The sequence below is a fragment of the Aquirufa rosea genome (assembly GCF_004118285.1).
Classification (GTDB): domain Bacteria; phylum Bacteroidota; class Bacteroidia; order Cytophagales; family Spirosomataceae; genus Aquirufa; species Aquirufa rosea.
Window position 1 is genome coordinate 196,921 of sequence record NZ_SDHY01000001.1, and the last position, 16,398, is coordinate 213,318.

General features: G+C 33.5%; 17 protein-coding genes and 3 tRNA genes. 11 read left to right on the forward strand and 9 right to left on the reverse strand.

All coding sequences use genetic code 11. From position 1 onward, the window contains the following. The 6 genes from ESB04_RS00885 to ESB04_RS00910 all read left to right on the forward strand — a co-directional run bounded on the left by ESB04_RS00885 (position 1) and on the right by ESB04_RS00910 (position 4,423). A complete protein-coding gene (locus ESB04_RS00885) occupies positions 1–1,497 on the forward strand; it encodes a glutamate synthase subunit beta (protein ID WP_129025303.1) in 1,497 nt (498 codons plus the stop codon). A gap of 63 nt (positions 1,498–1,560) precedes the next feature. Further along, a tRNA-Ser gene (locus ESB04_RS00890) sits at positions 1,561–1,647 on the forward strand. A gap of 11 nt (positions 1,648–1,658) precedes the next feature. Next, positions 1,659–1,732, forward strand: a tRNA-Pro gene (locus ESB04_RS00895). Between the two features lie 58 nt (positions 1,733–1,790). Continuing rightward, positions 1,791–1,864: transfer RNA gene (locus ESB04_RS00900), tRNA-Arg, on the forward strand. Positions 1,865–1,921: 57 nt separating this feature from the next. Further along, positions 1,922–3,220 carry a hypothetical protein gene (locus tag ESB04_RS00905; RefSeq protein WP_129025305.1) on the forward strand — a complete coding sequence of 433 codons (1,299 nt, stop codon included), beginning with the start codon at positions 1,922–1,924 and terminating at the stop codon, positions 3,218–3,220. Positions 3,221–3,226: 6 nt separating this feature from the next. Next, a complete protein-coding gene (locus ESB04_RS00910) occupies positions 3,227–4,423 on the forward strand; it encodes a glycosyltransferase (protein ID WP_129025307.1) in 1,197 nt (398 codons plus the stop codon). Here ESB04_RS00910 and ESB04_RS00915 read toward each other — a convergent pair. Then, complete coding sequence (locus tag ESB04_RS00915; protein ID WP_129025309.1) at positions 4,401–5,540, reverse strand: glycosyltransferase; 1,140 nt, start codon at positions 5,538–5,540, stop codon at positions 4,401–4,403. The two genes, ESB04_RS00910 and ESB04_RS00915, sit on opposite strands and share 23 nt — an antisense overlap. Positions 5,541–5,700: 160 nt before the next feature. Between ESB04_RS00915 and ESB04_RS00920 the strand changes: the two genes are divergently transcribed. The 3 genes from ESB04_RS00920 to ESB04_RS00930 are packed head-to-tail and all read left to right on the forward strand — an operon-like array spanning position 5,701 to position 8,329. Continuing rightward, on the forward strand, positions 5,701–6,585 hold the full coding sequence (locus ESB04_RS00920) for a glycosyltransferase family 2 protein (protein ID WP_164969559.1): 885 nt from the start codon (positions 5,701–5,703) through the stop codon (positions 6,583–6,585). Beyond that, positions 6,582–7,130: a WcaF family extracellular polysaccharide biosynthesis acetyltransferase gene (locus tag ESB04_RS00925; RefSeq protein WP_235832153.1), complete on the forward strand. Its 549-nt coding sequence runs from the start codon at positions 6,582–6,584 to the stop codon at positions 7,128–7,130. The genes ESB04_RS00920 and ESB04_RS00925 overlap by 4 nt, the downstream gene beginning before the upstream one ends. A 5-nt stretch (positions 7,131–7,135) precedes the next feature. After that, positions 7,136–8,329, forward strand: coding sequence for an MraY family glycosyltransferase (locus ESB04_RS00930; RefSeq protein ID WP_129025313.1), 1,194 nt, complete (start codon positions 7,136–7,138; stop codon positions 8,327–8,329). On the opposite strand, the gene ESB04_RS00935 is transcribed toward ESB04_RS00930, so the two are convergent. Next, complete coding sequence (locus ESB04_RS00935) at positions 8,316–9,416, reverse strand: glycosyltransferase family 4 protein (RefSeq protein ID WP_129025315.1); 1,101 nt, start codon at positions 9,414–9,416, stop codon at positions 8,316–8,318. The genes ESB04_RS00930 and ESB04_RS00935 overlap by 14 nt on opposite strands. Before the next feature lie 89 nt (positions 9,417–9,505). On the opposite strand from ESB04_RS00935, the gene pheA reads away from it, so the two are divergent. Next, positions 9,506–10,585 carry a prephenate dehydratase gene (gene pheA, locus ESB04_RS00940; RefSeq protein ID WP_129025317.1) on the forward strand — a complete coding sequence of 360 codons (1,080 nt, stop codon included), beginning with the start codon at positions 9,506–9,508 and terminating at the stop codon, positions 10,583–10,585. On the opposite strand, the gene ESB04_RS00945 is transcribed toward pheA, so the two are convergent. The 3 genes from ESB04_RS00945 to ESB04_RS00955 are packed head-to-tail and all read right to left on the reverse strand — an operon-like array spanning position 10,577 to position 12,955. Further along, positions 10,577–11,506: a bifunctional riboflavin kinase/FAD synthetase gene (locus ESB04_RS00945; protein WP_129025319.1), complete on the reverse strand. Its 930-nt coding sequence runs from the start codon at positions 11,504–11,506 to the stop codon at positions 10,577–10,579. The two genes, pheA and ESB04_RS00945, sit on opposite strands and share 9 nt — an antisense overlap. Beyond that, positions 11,490–12,176 carry a tRNA pseudouridine(55) synthase TruB gene (gene truB / locus ESB04_RS00950; RefSeq protein ID WP_129025321.1) on the reverse strand — a complete coding sequence of 229 codons (687 nt, stop codon included), beginning with the start codon at positions 12,174–12,176 and terminating at the stop codon, positions 11,490–11,492. The genes ESB04_RS00945 and truB overlap by 17 nt, the downstream gene beginning before the upstream one ends. Continuing rightward, complete coding sequence (locus ESB04_RS00955) at positions 12,167–12,955, reverse strand: undecaprenyl-diphosphate phosphatase (RefSeq protein ID WP_129025323.1); 789 nt, start codon at positions 12,953–12,955, stop codon at positions 12,167–12,169. Before ESB04_RS00955 ends, truB begins: the two co-directional genes overlap by 10 nt. A 27-nt stretch (positions 12,956–12,982) precedes the next feature. On the opposite strand from ESB04_RS00955, the gene ESB04_RS12390 reads away from it, so the two are divergent. Beyond that, a complete protein-coding gene (locus ESB04_RS12390; RefSeq protein ID WP_164969560.1) occupies positions 12,983–13,177 on the forward strand; it encodes a hypothetical protein in 195 nt (64 codons plus the stop codon). On the opposite strand, the gene ESB04_RS00965 is transcribed toward ESB04_RS12390, so the two are convergent. Genes ESB04_RS00965 through ESB04_RS00980 form a run of 4 tightly spaced genes read right to left on the reverse strand, consistent with a single transcriptional unit; the run spans position 13,169 to position 16,370 of the window. Beyond that, positions 13,169–14,053 carry a cell division protein FtsX gene (locus tag ESB04_RS00965; protein ID WP_129025327.1) on the reverse strand — a complete coding sequence of 295 codons (885 nt, stop codon included), beginning with the start codon at positions 14,051–14,053 and terminating at the stop codon, positions 13,169–13,171. The genes ESB04_RS12390 and ESB04_RS00965 overlap by 9 nt on opposite strands. Continuing rightward, the gene (locus tag ESB04_RS00970) at positions 14,050–14,637 is read right to left on the reverse strand and encodes a bifunctional nuclease family protein (RefSeq protein WP_129026124.1); all 588 of its coding nucleotides are present in this window, start codon (positions 14,635–14,637) and stop codon (positions 14,050–14,052) included. The genes ESB04_RS00965 and ESB04_RS00970 overlap by 4 nt, the downstream gene beginning before the upstream one ends. Before the next feature lie 43 nt (positions 14,638–14,680). Then, positions 14,681–15,637: an electron transfer flavoprotein subunit alpha/FixB family protein gene (locus tag ESB04_RS00975; protein ID WP_129025329.1), complete on the reverse strand. Its 957-nt coding sequence runs from the start codon at positions 15,635–15,637 to the stop codon at positions 14,681–14,683. Between the two features lies 1 nt (position 15,638). Next, complete coding sequence (locus tag ESB04_RS00980; protein ID WP_129025331.1) at positions 15,639–16,370, reverse strand: electron transfer flavoprotein subunit beta/FixA family protein; 732 nt, start codon at positions 16,368–16,370, stop codon at positions 15,639–15,641. Between the last annotated feature and the right edge of the window lie 28 nt (positions 16,371–16,398).

Sequence of the window (16,398 nt, forward strand, 5' to 3'; positions counted from 1 at the left end):
ATGGGAAAGCCAACTGGTTTTTTAGAAGTGGAAAGAAAGACCTCTGCTAAGAGGGTGGTTTCAGAGCGTATCAATGACTATAAAGAAATTGAATTATTAAATACACCTGAAGAAACTGAAAAGCAGGCTAGTCGTTGTATGGACTGTGGCACACCATTTTGTCATAGTGGTTGTCCATTAGGAAATATTATACCTGAATTCAATGATGCTGTTTACGAGCAAAATTGGAGATATGCATATGAAATTCTTAGTTCTACCAATAATTTTCCAGAATTTACAGGGAGAATTTGTCCTGCCCCATGCGAATCAGCTTGTGTATTGGGAATCAATAAACCTCCTGTAACTATTGAATTGATTGAAAAATCAATTATTGAAAAAGCCTATTCCGAAGGATGGGTAATTCCTTTTATTCCAACTAAAAGAACTGGAAAGAAAGTGGCCATCATTGGTTCTGGTCCTGCTGGATTAGCAGCGGCTGCTCAATTAAACAAGGTTGGACATTTAGTTACTGTTTTTGAGCGAGCAGATCAAATCGGTGGTTTATTACGATATGGAATTCCTGATTTCAAATTGGATAAATCAGTGGTGGATCGCCGGGTGGATGTAATGAAGAAAGAAGGGGTAGAATTTAAAACAAACATTCACATTGGAGTTAATCTCAAGGTATCCAAATTAATGACAGAATTTGATGCTATTTTAATCGCTACGGGTTCCACAACTCCAAGGTTAATTACTGTCAATGGAAGTGATGCACAAGGGATTTATCCTGCAATGGAATTCTTATCTCAACAAAATAAAAGAAATGCAAATATACCATTGGAGGTCAATCACAAAGGAGAAACTTACACAAATTCGAACATTATTGCTACAGGAAAACATGTGGTGGTGATTGGGGGAGGAGATACGGGTTCAGATTGCGTAGGTACTTCCAATAGGCACAAAGCTGCCTCCATTACTCAAATTGAAGTAATGCCCAAGCCACCAGTTGATCGTGCTGAAAATACCCCTTGGCCCAACTGGCCCAATATGCTACGAACGTCCACTTCACATGAAGAGGGAGCGGAACGTCTTTGGTCTATTTCTTTGCAGGAATTTATCAAAAATGAAAAAAATGAATTAGTAGCGTTAAAAATAGGAGATATCAGCTATGATATGTCCAATGGTAAAATGGAACAAAAAGTGACTAATATTCGAGAGATACCTTGCGACTTGGCATTAATTGCTGCAGGGTTTCTACATACTGATCATGGTGCTTTATTTGAACAATTGACTGAAACGGGTATTTCTTCTGATGAAAGAGGAAATATTGTAGCTAATGCTAATTATCAATCTGCCCAAGATAAAATTTTTGTAGCGGGTGATGCACGCAGAGGACAGTCATTAGTGGTGTGGGCAATATCCGAAGGCCGAGAGGCTGCAAGAAGTATTGATCATTATTTAATGGGATCAACAAGTTTGGAAGGAAAAACTGTTTCAAGTTTCGATATTTTTAAATAAATTTTCATTTTCAAATTTAGATAATCAAAAAAAATTACTACATTTGTGCTCTCTTAAATGCTAGGAGAGATGCCTGAGAGGCCGAAAGGAACAGTTTGCTAAACTGTCGTACTGGTAACGGTACCGAGGGTTCGAATCCCTCTCTCTCCGCAGTGTTTTTTCGGGGTGTAGCGTAGCCCGGTATCGCGCTTGGTTTGGGACCAAGAGGTCGTAGGTTCGAATCCTGCCACCCCGACAACATAGTCAATTTATTGCAGTGCTTGCACTAAAAATAAATTGACTATTTATTTTTAGGTTCCGTAGCTCAGTTGGATAGAGCAACTGCCTTCTAAGCAGTAGGTCTTTGGTTCGAATCCAAACGGAATCACTAAAAGTCTTTTGACTTTCTAACCATATCAATCATTTCTAGCCTTCCTTTAAAGCGTTGACCATTAAGCAAATCACCTTGGTTAAAAATGCGATAGGAATACTGATATTCTGGATTGCTCCTCCATTAATTTATTTCTTCAAAGAGAAACTTGGGTTCGGTGGTGGATCTGTATTTACTGGAGTTGTATATGTAATGGGGTTGATATTAATGCTTAACCACTTTCATGCAAAAGTTGGTCACAAACCAAATACATTCTTATTACTTCTAGGTGGTACCTTTTTTAGTGTAGCCATGATATATTTCTTTTTATTAAATAAGGAAATGACCATGTTTACGACCGATTTAATCAATTTTGCGCTAATTTTTGGCTTTTTGTTTTCTTTATTACGAGTAGATAATGAGGTTCAAAAATATCTACCTGTACTAATTCTGATCATTACTTTTTTAACTAGTTGTGCCTTGATATATTCGGTAGCAACCAATCCCAATTACGTATTTGGAACTAGAGCAACTGTGCAGTATACCAGTAAAACCAATGAAAGCTTCACCGGAAATCCCTACATCTACAGTAGAAATGGATTAGCGGGTTTTCTAATTTCTTTTTTAATAATTAATAGGAGTTGGGATTCCATTAAAGTACCTCATGCATTTTTTACTCGACTATTGGCACATATCAATGTGTGGTTTAGTCTCATTGTCATTATTTTAACGCAAACTAGGGCCACAATTCTTACCCTTTTAATGGCTATTCCATGTATTTTATTTTTCATGGTTCCTATGCGAAGTATTTTCACTAACATTAAAAGACAATCCTACATATTTTACGCTGTCATAATAGCTAATTTATATTATTTCGCTACTAAACTGCGTATCGTTGAATTATTTGATTCATACTATAGCTCCTTTTATAACTTGTTCATTCGTGCCATGAGCACGGGCGTTACATTAGGTAAAAGTTCAGAAGTCGATGAATCGGCCATGGGACGTGTGTATAATATTAATTATGTCAAACAACTTTGGAATACCAATAAAATAGATTTCATATTTGGTCATGGATACCGGTACAGATATATTGATATCCCTATATTGGAATCATTAGTAAATTTTGGAATTTTTGGGTTTATCCTTTTCGCTTGTTTTCAATTAACCTTTTTATATTTCGCTTATCGCTGCTTTAAGTCCTCAAGTATTTTCCAAAATTTCATAGGCCTGTTTTATTTAAACACTTTTGTAGGCATGTTTACCTCAGGCAGACCCATGGACTTCGCCTATTGGGTCTCTTTTTTGATTTTTATGCGATTTATGAACGTGGAAATGGTTTCAGATAATAATGAAATTAAGCAAGCACTTTAATTAAGTATGTTGAAACGAAAGAAAGTCCTACAAGTTTCACCCGCTTACTTCCCAGCTATTTCCATAGGTGGCCCCATTTTTACGAATCTCACATTCTCTCAAGCTTTAGTAGATATAGGTTACGATATTGAGGTACTTACAACTACGCAAGGATTAAAAAAAGAACAGATTCAACAATTTAATATAGGCAAGGTTTCTCATGATGAATTTCCTTATCCAATTTGGAGATTTCATTATTATGGATATCCTAATTATACATTTGCTCCAGGACTATTATTTTGGTTATTTCAACATGTCAAAAAATTTGATTTAGTCGTATTTCAAGCGGTATGGAATTTCCCGATTATGGCAGCCTATTGGGCTTGCAAATATTATAACATACCTTACGTTATAATACCTCACGGTAGTTTATACGATGAAACATTTCATCTCAAATCTTCAAAAGTAAAAAAGTTATTTTTAAAAATTTATGTAGAAAATATGCTCAAAAGGGCAAGAAAAATTATATTCTCTACACGGGATGAGGAAATTAAGGTAAAGAAGTTCTTATCACTGCCAATAACATCAGCCATTTTACCTAATATAGTTAATACAGATCAGTTTAAAACTTTACCTATCAAGGGAAATTTTAGAACTAAGTATTCCATTAATTTGGAGGCAATTATTTTATGCCATTATGGGCGGGTGACTGTCAAAAAAGGAATCAATTTTGTCATACAAATTCTACCCTCTCTCATCAAAAAATATCCACATATTAAATACGTAATTGCAGGCGGGGAAGAAGATAATTATATATCGGAGCTAAAAAACATGATTAATCATCTTCAGCTTGAAGATCATGTAATTTTTGCTGGGTTGCTTAATCCTCAAGAAGGAATGGAATTATTAGTCGATTCTCAAGTATTTTTACTACCATCATTATCTGAGAACTTTGGAATGTCTGTGGTAGAAGCAATGCTGTGTGAAACACCCGTTATCATATCGGAACAGGTAGGTATAGCCTTAGAATTAGTTGAATCTAATGCAGCTTATATCATACAATTAGGAAATGACTCTTTGGAAAATGCAGTGCTTGAATTATTAGGTAATCCTGATATCCAAGTAAATATGGGAAAAGCCGGAAGGAAATTTGTTCAGGAACATTATGAATTTGATGCAGTCAAGAATCAACTAAAAGAAATCATTTCTGGGTCAATGCTTTAAATCCAGCATACATTTCATCTGCTAATTTCTCAACACTAAAAATTGTAGAATTTCTTTTTGAGATTTCTTTTAATCGAGTGGCACTACCAGGCAATTGTTCCAAGAATTCCTTAATTCTATTCTTTTCTTGAGGATCATTTATTTGTTTTACCACCAATCCATTGAAATTATCAATAATTAAATCATTAGCGCATCCGCATGCTTCTGTACAAATTACAGGCTTACCTAATTCTTGTGCCTCATTAGCTACCATTCCCCAAGTTTCGGCTTTTGAGGCCAAAATCAAGCAAGAAGACTGCTGATAAAGATCAGCCAAGTCAGACCATGCAACTGTACCTAATAAATGTACATTTAGAATATTTTCCTTTTTTATTTTTTCTTGAATGGATTCTAACAATGGACCGCTACCCACCATTTTCAACGAATAAGGTAATTCCTTCATTAAATCTAATAATTCAAATAGGTTCTTTTCTTCAGATAACCTACCAACATACAAAATATACGTAAAAGCCCTTCCTGAGAAGCTCTCTGATGATTGCTGGGATAATTGTTGCCTAAATTTGACCTTATCAAATGAGTTCAAAAAGGATAAAATTTTACTTTTAGGAACACCAACTCTAAATAAAAAAAGATTAGAATTTAAGCCGTAGCTAAAAAAGCCGTTAGTCAATTTAAATATGGCACTTTTTAACATTGATTTAACAATATGAGTCAATTTCCCCTGTTGTTCAGATTGATTCCTAACCGACTCAATAGTCATAACAGTTTTTATACCAAGAATTCTACATAAAATCAAAACAGGTAAAGCGGCAGGTTCAGCATAACCAGTAAAATTGACCACATCGGGTTTAAAACGTAAAATAGCTTTAACCCATTCAAAACCCACTTTCCAAGCAGAAATAGATTGTAAAGGTTGTTTGCTAATCAATTTAACCGGAAACTTATAGGGATAAGTACCTAAATCAAAATCAACTAAATCTTCTCTTCCAGCCTCTGTAATGGTCGTTTCTAGCACCAATAAATCATCATGATTCTTACCGCCAATTTCAGCCAATTTTTCAAATACAACAGATTTGTATTGAGACCACAATAAGTTATGAAGAATTAGAATTCGCATGAGCTTCTTTTCATTAACAAAACTACCAAGAAATAATCATCAATTGAAATTTAGACTGCGCACTTCACCCCATTAAAGAACCTTTACAAGCATATTTAAATTATAAATCTTAAATTGCATCATTAATGAAAATGGCAACTTATTTTAAAATTTTTTGATATTGAAAAGAACTATTAGTGTATTACTTCTAACCTTCAATGAAGAAATTCATTTAGAGAGATGTATTCAAAATGTTCAAAAATTAAGTTCTGAAATCTTTATCATAGATTCTTATTCAACTGATAATACTCTTGAAATTGCCGAAAAATATCAAATACCTGTATATCAGCATAAATTTATACACCACGCAAATCAAATCAATCAAGCCTTAGAAGTATACCCATATGAGTCTGACTATATTATACGTGTAGATTGTGACGAGTTGTTAAGTGATGAATTGATTGATGAAATTAAGGTTTGCTTGGAGGATGATTCCTTTATAAGTTTTAATGGTTTTTACATGAGAAGAAAGGTCTTTTTTATGGGAGGACTTTTACATTATGGAATGACAAATCCTATGTGGCTTTTGCGAATTTGGAAGAGGGGAGAAGGAAAATGTGATGACAAGTGGATGGATGAGAAAATTGTCATTGAGCATCCAAATACTTATCAATTGAAACATTTAATTATTGACCATAATTTAAATAATCTAACTTGGTGGACACAAAAGCATAATTTGTATGCTAGTCGGGAGGCTATGGAAGTATTGCGACATCGCTATATACCTAGTGTACCAAATAATAAAGACTTACCTTGGATTGACTCAATAATCCATTATTCAAAGACATTTTACAACAAAAGTCCTATTTTTGTCAGATCCATACTCTTGTTCCATTATTCTTACTTCTTTAGATTAGGTTTTATGGATGGTTTAAGAGGGTTAATGTGGAACATATTGCAAGTATTTTGGTATCGATTTCTAGTGGATGCCAAAGTATATGAATTCGAGAATTTATATAAATTTGATAAAATTAGAATTAGAGAAGAACTAAAGAAGATTATTTGAAAACTGATCTTAGTACATATACAGGCGAAGGGGTACCTGGTATTTTTATGAAAGTAAAATACTTGGCATGGTTATTAATTTCTAATTTGTTTTTTTTAACTAATATTCCGTATCCGAACAGTTTAAAAATTTTACTTTTGCGTGTTTTTGGAGCTAAAGTAGGAAATCATGTGGTCATTAAACCTTGGGTTAAAATTAAATTTCCATGGAAACTAAGTCTTGGAAATTATGTGTGGCTGGGAGAAGAAGTTTGGATAGATAATTTATCAATCATTCAAATAGGAGACCATGCTTGTATATCTCAAGGAGCTTTTTTATTAACGGGAAACCATAACTATAAAAAAAAATCTTTTGATTTGTATACAGATGGTATTATTCTGGAAGATGGTGTGTGGATTGGGGCTAGAGCAGTTGTTAGCGGTGGAGTACATTTAGGTAGTCATTGTGTGTTAACAGTTGCTTCCTTTACTAGTAAGGATTTAAAACCGTACACTATAAACCAGGGAAACCCAGCGCAAGTAATTAAACAAAGAGAAATTAATTAGGTACAATGAATGAATATATACAGTTATTAAATAATAAAGAGTTTCAAATCATTGTTTCATTTTTGGTCTCTTTGGTGGTGACTGTTACGGCAATTCCCGTGATCATTAATATCTCGAAATTAAAAGATTTAATGGCCGAAATAGAATTGCGTAGTTCACACGAGGAATTAACGCCAACTTTGGGTGGTGTAGCTATTTTTGCAGCTACTCTTATTAGTTATTTTATATGGGATAATCCTAATGAAGGGCATGAAATCCACTTAGCCGTGGCTGCATTGATTATTTTGTTCTTCTTAGGCATTAAAGACGATATACTTATATTATCTCCCAAAAAGAAACTATTCATTCAAATTGCAGCTGCTTTACTACTAATTACCTTTGGTGACTTACGTATTTCTACATTTTTTGGCTTGTTTAATATCCATCAAATTCCTTACATCGTAAGTACTGTATTTACCCTATTTATAATTATTGCGATTATCAACGCCATAAATCTATTGGATGGTATCGATGGCTTGGCTGGATCAGTGGGTTTTGTATCCTCCGTTATTTTTGCCTTTTTATTTTATCAACTTAATTTATTTGCCCTTTCTACACTAGCCTTATCTTTGGCTGGCTCATTGGTGGGCTTCTTAAGGTTTAATTGGTCAACTAAAAACAAGATCTTTATGGGAGATACCGGTTCTATGATCTTGGGTTTTTTACTAGCCTTTTTCGCTGTCAAATACATCGTATATAATAGTTCTTACGTCTATGATCCAAGGTTAGAAAAAGATGCACCAATATTAACCATTATCATCTTATTGTTACCTTTATTTGACACTTTACGAATGTTTATTATTCGTATTTCAACTGGAGTATCACCTTTCAAAGGAGATAGAAAGCACCTACACCACATTTTAATAGATAATGGATTTAGTCATTTTTGGGCTACCATGATTTTAATTGCTTTTAATTTATTGGTATTATTTATTTACATGATGATAAGGCATGGATACTCTAACCATGCTGTTTTACTTGGTCTATTAATAACATTTTTAATCTATTGTTACGTTTCTTATTTATTATCCAAAAATATCGATGTCAATACGGTCGATAGGTTAAAATATACCAAGATTGATAAATTGAAACGTCTACAATTAGTCGACGAGAAAAAGAATACCAACTTAACAGGGAATCAACAAGCTATATCTGAATAGGGGCACTCAATAAAGCTATTTCCAGTTTTCCACATTCTTTAGCGATATCAAAATGCGAAAGACTTGATTGCATTTGGGCCAGATCAAACTTTTTATTTTTCAATAAATTAGTAAGTTCTTTTGCCAAGGTAGATGGTCTAAAATCTTGACTTAGGAATCCATTGGCTTCATTTATGATTAAATTGGAACCTCCTGAATTGGTAGCTAAAACAGGAATTCCGCAGTAAATAGCCTCCATAGCCACAAGACCCATACTTTCTTCTCTAGAACAAGTAACAAAAGCATGAGCACATGCCATTGTTTGATAGTATTCCTTGGGACTTAAATCTTCTATAAATTCAACAGTTGGATAAGATCCTGTCAAAATTTGACGTCTTATCACCTCTGCATATCCGTTATTTGCCCATTTACCTAACCAAATGAACTTATACTCAGAAGGAGTAAATTCTTTGCTTAAGGCTAAAAATAAATCAACTCCCTTTCGATAACAGACAGTACCAGAGGAGATAATTACTTTTTTATCAGATTCAGGCTTTATAAATCCAATTAAACTTTGATCAATCAAATTTTTATTAATTCCAGAATGAAAGATGAAGCTTTCTTTGGGAAAAATAGGTGCAAAAAACGCGTAAACCAATTCTGAACAAGCCACCAGATAATCTAATCGTTCAAACATTCGTTTCGCATCTTTAATTTCTAGTTGTTCAAAATTGTATAGATATTCATGAACATGTAAAAATGTAGTGACACGACAAGCCTCTTTATATTGTAATAAAAAAGCATTTTGTATGGTGTTTATATACCAAATATCAGCTGAAAATTGTTTTTGAATAAATTCCAATCGATCAAGAATGATATTTTTCCCTGCATGAAATTTCAATTTATCCAAAAGGGTAAATTGGGTGTCTAAATAAAATACATGAATATCGGGGGATATTTGATCAACTAATGCACCACCTCGCTCCAATAAAACTAAACCTATTTCAAATTTACTTTTATCTATATGATGTAAAATATCAAATAAGACAATCTCAGCACCTGTTCGATTTAAGTTACTTGAGAAAAATAATATTTTCCTTTTTGACATTTAGCAAAATTAAAACAAGCTATTCGGCAGAAAAACTTCTACAACCAATCAAAATTAGTAATTTTGGCTTGCATTGAAAATTTTCCCGAATGAAAAGCATCCAAGAATTAAGAGAAAGCATTGATCAAATAGACGATTCCATTTTAAAACTTCTCGTTGAAAGAATGGAATTCGTTGAAGAGATTGGACGATTAAAACGTGAGAACAATACGGTTATTTATCACCCGGATAGAGAAAAAGAAATCGTTGATCGCTTAGCTTCAAAATACACTGGGAAATTGAGTAAAGCAGCCATAGAAGCTATATTTTTGGAGATTTTTGGGGTCTCTAGAAATTTAGAATTACCTGAAATTATTTCATATCTAGGACCTGAAGGGAGCTTTACACATCAAGCTGCGGAAAGTAGATTTGGAGCTGTAGCAGATTATATCTCACTGCCTTCTATTCGTTCTGTTTTTGATTCAGTTGAGACAGGAAGAGCAAAGTATGGAGTTGTCCCAATTGAAAATAATCAAGAAGGAATGGTAAAAGAAACCATGGATTTATTGAATGAACGAAATTTATTCATCATTGCGGAAATCATTATTCCTGTAAATTTTTGCCTAGCTTCTAAGGAAAATTCGATTCACCATATTCAGAAGATTTACTCAAAAGACATAGCCTTCCAACAATGCAAAGGCTTTTTGCAAGATTACTTCAACCATAAGCCTGAAGACTTTTTCATTCAAGTTGATTCTACTTCAAAAGCGGCAAAATTGGCTGTAGAGGATAATAAAGCTGCGGCATTATGCTCGCATATTGCAGCTAAAATATATTCTTTACCTATTTTATTTGATAATATACAGGACAGTGAGGCCAATCAAACTCGCTTCTTTATTATATCCAAAGTAGAGAATTTGAAAAAAACGGATAAAGATAAAACGAGTTTGGCGGTTAAATTAAAGCATGACGATAAACCAGGTGCATTATTGTCTCTCTTGAAGGATTTTGATCAGCTACAAATTAACTTATTGAAAATTGAATCCAGACCACAAAAAGACACGCATGAATTTAAATTCTGGTTCTTTATTGATGTAGAAGGAAATAAGTTGGATGAAAATGTTCAACAAATATTGAATAAACGCAAGGATGAAATTATATTCCTTGGTAGCTATATGAACCTATGCTAAGATAGATTTCGCCAGGTTAACATCTATGGATATCTGATCGATAAGCTCCTGTAAAGAATTAAATTTCTTTTCATCTCGAATTTTATCAAGCAAAAATATTTCTACCTTTTCTCCATAAATATCACAATCAAAATTTAAGAGATGCGTTTCAATAGAAATGTGCTGATCCATGGTTATGGTAGGTCTTTTGCCAATGTTCGTAATTCCAGAATAGGTATTATTTCCTATTTTCATTTTACTTAAATACACTCCCAAACCAGGAATATATTTAGCTGAATCCTCCAACATTAAATTAGCAGTTGGGAAGCCTAATTCACGTCCTTTATGATTACCATGAATAATGCTTCCTGAAAGGGTATAAGCTCGTCCTAGCATTTTATTGGCTCTGGGCAAATTTCCTTGAGATAAATACTCTTTAATAATAGAAGAACTAATAATTTCATCCTCTATTGTAGCTACCTCTACTGAATATGCCTTTATATGTTGAGAATAATATTCATTTACGAAATCGACAGAACCTTTTCTTTGATAACCGAAGCGATTATCATAACCTAATACCAAGTCACAAATGCCAAATTGTGGTAACAAAATGTCTTCTATTAAATTCTCAGCTGGTAATTGAGCTATAAACTGATCAAAAGGAATTAAAAATAAATAATCTATTCCTAATGCTTCAATCCATTGAATTTTTTCCGATTCTGGACTTAAAAGGGTGCCATTATTTTCAATGGATTGATTAAAATAAGTAGATGGATGGTTGCTGAATGAAATAACCACCGAGCTAATACTTTTTTGTTTGGCAATGTTGACACAGCTAGATAATACCTTTGCATGACCCAGGTGCACTCCATCAAACATTCCAATAGTAACAACGGACTGTTCTATAAAAGCTAATTCAGGAAACTTATAAAAGTATTTCATGTTGATCTGCACTAAAACTCTCGATGGATTGAGCTCGATCCAGGGAGTATTCACCAATTTGTGTTCGAATTAATTCTTTTAAATAAGCACCAGAATTCAGAAAATAACCGAAATCACGAACCATGCTCCGAATGTATGTACCTTTTGAACAGGTTATTTTAAATTTGATTTCAGGGAAGGAAGAACTATCCATCTCAAAATCATAAACTATGGCTTGTCTTATTTTAATATCTAGCTCTTTTTCAGTTACTCCTTTTCTAGCTTGGACATATAATCTTTGACCATTTTGTTTAACAGCCGAATAAATAGGAGGTACTTGTTGTATATCGCCCAATAGAGAAACACGAGCATTCTCTAGCATTTCTGTTGTAATATGATCAACTGAAAATTCCTCATCAAAATCAGTTTCCAAATCAATTGAAGGAGTTGTTTTACCTAAAACAAAAGTACCTGTATATGTTTTGGGTAGAGATTGAAAGTATTCTATTTTCTTAGTGTATTTCCCCACACAAAGTATCAATAACCCAGAAGCAAGGGGATCTAAGGTGCCTGCGTGTCCTATTTTCTTGAATTTCCCTATGTTCTTAATTTTTCTAACAACATCGAAGGAAGTCCATGTCTTGGGCTTATCAATTAAATAGAATTTATCTTCAATTAGATTTAACTCCACCACAAATAAATTGCTAAAAAGATACCGGCTAAAACTCGATAGTAACCAAAGAATTTAAAACCAAATTTATTCACTAATCCGACCATCCATTGAATGGTAATTAAAGCAATTACAAAACTTACAGCAGCTCCAATGAGAAGGGATAAACTGTTAGTTGGATTTAAAATTATGTCTAAATCATGACGATAGTCCAATAGTTTCTTGGCACAAGCTCCCAAAATGGTAGGAATACCTAATAAAAAAGAAAACTCAACTGCTGCACGATGATTTAAACCCACCAACCTACCTCCGACAATTGAAGCACCAGAGCGAGAAACACCAGGGATCATAGCCAGACATTGATATAAACCTATTTTAACGGATTGACTAATGGACATTTTATCTAAATTATTATGCTGATGGTCTTGATCTTTAATCCAATCATCAATTTTAATTAATAGTAGTCCGCCCATTACCCAAGAAGCTGCAATAAACCAATAGCCTTGAAATAATGACTCTAAAAAATCATCTAAAAAAACACCCAAAAATGCAGCAGGAATAAATGAAGCAATAATAAATTTATAGATATAAAAAGAATGAAAAAGCCTCTTAAAATATAAAAAAGGAACAGCGGCAATTGCTCCTAATTGTATAAATACAGTAAAAAAATTTAGAAACTTTGAAGACTCAATCCCTAATAACTTCTCAGCTACTATAATATGAGCCGTAGAAGAAATTGGCAAAAATTCACTAAGGCCTTCTACAATTCCCAAAATTAGAGCTTCAATATATTGCCCCATTATTTCTTTAATTTAAACAGGGAAAAGATGGGTAAAATTACACCTATTAAAACCAAAATAGGCCCTAAAGTGATCCCAATGAATCCAAAGCCAAAAGGCTCTTTATCCAAAGTCATTACAAAAAAACCAATGATCATAAGGCAAATTCCTACAATCAAAATAGTTATATCCTTTTTGTCTAAAGGGAAATTAGAATTAGATGAACTGGCCATTTTAAAATAAGTTAGTATGCTGAATCTTTAAATAGCGATTCAATGAAAAATATGTTGAAATAACACTAAATAAGCAGGAACTTAAAACAGCCAATAAAAACAACTGGAATTGATTATTCAAGTCGAAAAATAAAAAGCTGGTTTCAGGTAAACTCTGAATGAAATAATAAAAAACTCCATTGGAAATTAAATATCCTAAGCCACCACCTAATAATCCTATGAGAAGTGCATTTAATAAATATGGTTTTCTAATAAATGCATTGGTAGAACCTAATAATTGCATGGTCTTAATCAATACACGGTTACTGTGTATATTTAATCGAATGTAATTAGATAATTGAAGATAGACTAAAGCACTTAATAAAATAATGAAAACCATTATTATCCAACCGACATGTTTGATTTTGGAAAGAAAAGAATCCAAAAAGGCATTAGGGTAAGTGATTTCATATACTCCTGGGAATGCCTTTAACTCTGCAGCTATTTTTTTGAAAGAATTTACAGATTTATATTCATCACTGATGCTCAAAATGAAAAGATTTTTAAAAGGATTCTCTTCACCTAGTAAATCTTGATAGTTCTCATGACTCGATTTTAAAAAATCAGTAGCAATTTTTTCTTTTGAAACATATGTAATTTGTTTCTTATTTCCTGCTGACAGTACATAATTCTTTTTGGACAATAACTTATAAGAATCTATAAGCTGTTGACTTGATAGAGAATCCTCCATATAAACGTACATTTTCATTTGTGACTTTATATCATCTCCCCATGACTTAATCCCTACAAAGACTTGAAAAAACACACAAATGATAAACGCTAAGCTTGAAATAGAAAAAATCAGCAACATATTGGTGGAACTAGGCTTCGCTTTTGAATATTTCATTTTTGATTATTTAATATTTCAATTTGATCTCTTAATCTAGCTGCTTCCTCATAATTTTCTTCCAAAAGAGCTTTTTGTAGCAATTCCTCTAGTTCTGCTAAACTAAGTGAAACTGACTGGTAGGCTGTTGTTTCAAGAGAAGATAGATCTTCATCTTCCAACTCTTCCTCATCTTCTGGAATACAAATTGATTTCAGCAGGGCCTCCTTGATATAGATATTTTTTTGAGCCCTTAGTGCTAAAGCAATGGAATCGCTAGGTCTTGCATCTAATTCAACCCATTTATCTTCTTGAATCAAAATAATTTTGGCATAAAAAATACCTTCTTTAAAATCAGTAATTAGCACCTTTTCTATCTTCAAATTTGATTTGTCAATAACCTGAATAAATAAATCATGTGTCAGGGGCCGGCTTGTTTGAATTTGTTCTAGATAGACTGAAATAGCCTGAGCTTCCTGATTTCCAATTACAATGGGAAATCGCAAACTCGGAAAATCTTCAGATTGTAATAGAAGTATAAACGAACTGGCTCCCACTGAACTAGGAGAAACGGAAACTATACTTAATTTTAAAAAATCGTTCAAGGCTACATTTTAAAAAACAAATGTATCAAAAAATGACCTAAAATTAATGGCTTTTAAGCTTATTTAACAATCTTGGAAGCACATCAAAAACATCTCCAACTATTCCATAATCGGCATGTTTAAAAAAGGGTGCTTCTGGATCATTATTTATGACAACTATTTTCCTGGAGCCATTGACTCCTGCTAAATGTTGAATCGCACCAGAAATTCCACAAGCGATATATAATTTTGGGGCAATTTTTACTCCAGTTTGACCAACATGTTCATGATGAGGTCTCCAATTTAAATCAGATACAGGTTTAGAACAAGCCGTAGCTGCCCCTAATTCTTTGGCCAAATCTTCTACCATTACCCAATTTGACGGATCCTTTAGTCCACGGCCTCCACCTACCACTACAGCCGCATCAGGCAATGGAATAGATCCTGTTAAAGGATAATTCTCAACTATGGTGCTTTGGGAATTCAGGGGTAAACTAATAGATGATAGACTTGGCGATGAATTACCACTTGGTAGAGCTAGATTAGAGGAAAATGATTTACTAAATGCAGCAATAAAATTATCTCCAGCTACTTCTGTAACCAAATTAGCTTTACCCGAAAATATCGATTTCGTAAAACGATTTCCATTACTTACCTTTTCTAATTCTTTTACATTTGAAATTAAAGGAAATGCTAATGCGCCAGATAAATAAGCTGCAACGGAATCCATCAATAAGGATTTCACATATAATATTTGAGATATACCTTTTTCCTGAATATGAGATAAAAGTACAGCCAATACTTGACTATTTTGAACTAAACCTGGTACTTCAATCTGAACATATTCTTTAATAGAATTAAGTGCATTTAAGGCCTCTAATTGAGTTTTTTCAAAACCATAAACTATTACACCATCAAACCCTTGTTGATTTGACCATGCACTTGCAAATTCTAAGGCTCTAAGTGAACTTTCAGCTATTTGTCCGTTCTTAATATCTATAAATACTGCTATATTTTTCATCTTAAATTAAATTTTCACTTTTCAACATGTCAATTAAGGACTCAGCTTCTTCCACTGGTATCATTTTTTGTAAACGTTCCGTTTCAACCACATTGGCTTTCACTGGATTTTCTTTCGGACTGAAAGAAGGAGCAATGACTTGAATTTCTTTAGTTCTTGCCGTCATAATCCCACGCATAGAAGGAATTTTCCATTCTGCAATAGGTTCTTGACATCCTAAAACAGCAGGTAAAGTGGATGATATTTTAGATTTACCGGAATCAGTTTCAATTTCCAATGTCAGTTTATCATTATCTACATCGAGATGCATGACGGGGGAGAAATGATTGAATCCTAAACCATGAGCTACCAATGCATGAACGATGCCTGCATTGTAATCGATGGCCTCTTTACCCATCATGATTAAATCAAATGACTGACTTTTGGCAAATTGAATTATTTCCTGAGCTACTTGGTACGAGTCTACAGCAGCAGTATCAATCCGAACAGCACTATCTGCACCCAAGGCCAAACATTTTCTGATAATAGCTTCTGAATCTGCCAATCCTACATGTAAAACGACCAATTCAGCTTGGGTTTGATCTTTAATTTCAATAGCTCTAGATAAAGCATAATCATCGTATGGACCTGCAATGAAGGTTAAACCTTCAGAATTGATGCGAGTATTCGATGAATCTAATGTAATTTTGGAGGTGGTATCTGGCACAATGGATACACAAACTAATATTTTCATAGGCGATTAAAAAAATGTTATGCAAGCA